Annotated in this window: 2 protein-coding genes; both read left to right on the top strand. The window is 52.6% G+C overall.

Going from position 1 to position 639, the window contains the following annotated elements; translation table 11 throughout:
• On the top strand, nucleotides 1–346 hold a 346-nt coding region (locus tag ACGLWY_RS18640), incomplete at its 5' end, for a T9SS type B sorting domain-containing protein (protein ID WP_396621185.1).
• 63 nt (nucleotides 347–409) lie between these two features.
• Nucleotides 410–639, top strand: a 230-nt coding sequence (locus tag ACGLWY_RS18645; RefSeq protein WP_396621186.1) for a type IX secretion system membrane protein PorP/SprF, incomplete at its 3' end; no start/stop codon positions are given.

The raw sequence follows: 639 nt of genomic DNA on the forward strand, positions 1-639 counted from the left end.
GTTCCTGATCTACGAATCGGGCACCTATACGGTAACGGTAACGGACAGTTACGGCTGCTTTGCGACCGCTTCCGGATACTTTGAGTACATAGACGTGTGCATCCCGAACTATTTTACGCCCGCCACCGAGGGCTGGGGCCCGGGATGCGCATCCCAATACGGCCATTTAACGGTCGATATCTTTGACAGGTACGGCCGTATGATAGCGACGCTACGTGTAGGCGACTACTGGGACGGCAACTATAAAGGCAAGGAGCTACCGACCGGTGATTACTGGTACGTGGTGAGGCTGAACGACCCAAGGGACGACCGTGACTTTGTGGGGCACTTTACGCTCTATAGATAACGGGGCATGAAGGGTCCCGTAAAACCAAAAAGAACAAAAAGAACAAAAAGAACAAAAAGACAGATGCGAAAACTGATTATATACCTACTGTTAGCGGTCCTGGCGAAAAGCCATGGGCAGGAGCTCAACCTGCCCGTCTTTACGCAATACCTGGCGGACAATAACTTTGTGGTCTCACCGACCTATGCGGGGATAGGGGACAACCTCAAGCTGAGGGCCAACGGTCTTACGCAGTGGGTCGGGATCAAGGACGCCCCTGACAACCAATCGTTCTATGCCGATTTCAGGATTGC

Source organism: Mariniflexile sp. HMF6888, from assembly GCF_044335535.1.
Classification (GTDB): Bacteria; Bacteroidota; Bacteroidia; order Flavobacteriales; family Flavobacteriaceae; genus Mariniflexile.